Raw genomic sequence first — 2,243 nt, 5'->3', positions numbered from 1 at the left:
TCTGTATCCCTCGTTCGTATACAACACGGTCTGCCAAGCGCCGGAGGAGAAACCATCCATACCCGCCTACTTGTAGAGTACCTGGGGCTGGCTCTGCGATCGCATCAGGATTGAAAGGTTTTCCATAATCCCAAATTCTAATCTCTAGTCGGTCAATCCACAGATAAACATTAATCTCAATGGTTGTTTCCGGCGGTAAAGCATGATGAGCGTGACGAACAGCGTTGGTAAAGCCTTCTGCTAATGCTAAATTGAGGCGATCAAGTTGGGTTTTTGACCAGCCAAGTTGAGACAAATGTTGCAGACAAAATTGCTCAAACCATTCTTGCACCTGGTTTAGGAGCCTGAGTTCGCTCTTAACCGTCAGATGGTCTTGCTGCACTATAGTAAGCATTAACTGTGACTTGAATATAAGTAAACCCAAGTTGCTAGTTATTAAATTTTGCGCTACTCGCAAAATTTCTCTGACATAAAAAAATCTAAATTTACATATTTTGTGTACCAAAATACAAAACATGAAGGATTTTGGCATTCGGAGGGTTGTAACTAGCAACTTACGTTAAGTAAGTAAAAAATGTTTGTATTTGTTGACTCTTGGTAATTTGAGATTTTGGAAGAGTTTTTTCATCCAAAACTTCAAAATCCCAAATGGAATCTGAATTATTTCAGAATTCAGAATACAGATCAGAGTTTAATTCTGAATTCTGGCTTCTGAATCCTGAAGTTGTTTCCTGTTAAAATTGACGCCTGTTAATTGTTTTCAAAAGCACATCTGCATCTGCTCTTGAAACTCACAGGCGTCAAAACACTTTGTGGTGACTAATTTAGAATAGTCCCAAGGTCAAAGATTTATCCAATGGCAAAGCAGCGCCAATACCCAGCCACAGGGTGACAAGAGTACCAAAAAGGAATACTGTGGTTGCAACTGGACGGCGGAAGGGGTTTTGGAACTTATTCACGTTCTCAATAAAAGGAACGAGGATTAGACCCACTGGTACAGAACCCATTGCTAACACTCCTAAAAGTTTGTTAGGAAGCGATCGCAAAATTTGGAAGACTGGATACAAATACCACTCTGGTAAAATTTCCAATGGTGTGGCGAAAGGATTTGCTGGTTCACCGGTCATTGCTGGATCTAACACGGCTAGAGCCACAATCGCAGCGAAGGAACCCATGATCACAATTGGAAAGACGTAAAGTAAGTCATTAGGCCAAGCGGGTTCACCATAGTAGTTGTGACCCATGCCTTTAGCGAGTTTGGCTCTTAACTGAGGATCGCTCAGGTCAGGTTTCTTTTGTGTTGACATTTTGAAATGTGCTCTCCTGCTTAAGTTAAATTAAAGCATTTGTGAAAGCTATCAGCTACTAGGCAACCAACAGCCGGCAAACAGCGTTTGTATATCTACAGTAAGCCGCCTGGAGGGTGTCTACAGCTTTAGGCTTCAGATACAAGTATTTGTTTTTTGGAACTTATGTGCAATTAATTTCTTGTGTTTCATAAGTTTAAAACAAACAACTCGATCTGAAAACTGACAAATGTTGCCTTTCGCTAATAGCTGAGATTACAAAGGCCCGGAAATACCTTGCTTACGGATCATCAAGAAGTGAAACAGCATGAAGACTGCAATTAACCAAGGCAATACAAAGGTGTGGGCGCTGTAGTAACGAGTTAGTGTTGCTTGACCAACACTCGAACCGCCGCGCAACAGGTCAGAAATCAGAACGCCAACCACGGGAATTGCTTCTGGTACGCCGCTAACGATTTTCACAGCCCAGTAGCCAACTTGATCCCAAGGTAGAGAATAGCCGGTAACTCCGAAGGAAACGGTGATCACAGCTAGGATGACACCACTTACCCAGGTGAGTTCGCGGGGCTTTTTGAAACCACCTGTAAGATAAACCCGGAAGACGTGCAAAATCATCATCAACACCATCATGCTCGCAGACCAGCGATGGATGGAGCGAATTAGCCAACCGAAGTTTACTTCATTCATGATGTACTGCACTGAGGAGAAAGCTTCAGTGACTGTTGGCCTGTAGTAGAACGTCATGGCAAATCCAGTAGCAAACTGGATCAGAAAGCAAACCAGGGTAATTCCACCCAGACAGTAAAAGATATTGACGTGGGGAGGGACGTATTTGCTAGTAACATCTTCAGCGAGCGCCTGAATTTCTAGGCGTTCCTCAAACCAGTCGTAAACGTTGGCCATACAATCTCAAGTTCCTAAAAGTCGGTTGCGGTT

At 42.9% G+C, this 2,243-nt stretch carries 3 protein-coding genes; all 3 read right to left on the bottom strand.

Features of this window, described 5'->3' with window-relative positions; genetic code table 11:
* On the bottom strand, nucleotides 1-394 hold a 394-nt coding region (locus RRG12_RS43265), incomplete at its 3' end, for an ATP-binding protein (RefSeq protein ID WP_420763296.1).
* 430 nt (nucleotides 395-824) lie between these two features.
* Nucleotides 825-1,307 carry a cytochrome b6-f complex subunit IV gene (petD, locus tag RRG12_RS43260; RefSeq protein WP_069068452.1) on the bottom strand — a complete coding sequence of 161 codons (483 nt, stop codon included), beginning with the start codon at nucleotides 1,305-1,307 and terminating at the stop codon, nucleotides 825-827.
* Nucleotides 1,308-1,562: 255 nt separating this feature from the next.
* The gene (gene petB / locus RRG12_RS43255) at nucleotides 1,563-2,210 is read right to left on the bottom strand and encodes a cytochrome b6 (RefSeq protein WP_069068453.1); all 648 of its coding nucleotides are present in this window, start codon (nucleotides 2,208-2,210) and stop codon (nucleotides 1,563-1,565) included.
* Between the last annotated feature and the right edge of the window lie 33 nt (nucleotides 2,211-2,243).

The sequence above is a fragment of the Nostoc sp. CALU 546 genome (assembly GCF_048836525.1).
This window is presented reverse-complemented; position numbering and strand designations above follow the sequence as displayed.

Excerpts from the sequence above, each read along its gene's own strand:
- petD (WP_069068452.1), bottom strand. The coding sequence starts at position 1,307 with ATGTCAACACAAAAGAAACCTGACCTGAGCGATCCTCAGTTAAGAGCC.
- petB (WP_069068453.1), bottom strand. The coding sequence starts at position 2,210 with ATGGCCAACGTTTACGACTGGTTTGAGGAACGCCTAGAAATTCAGGCG.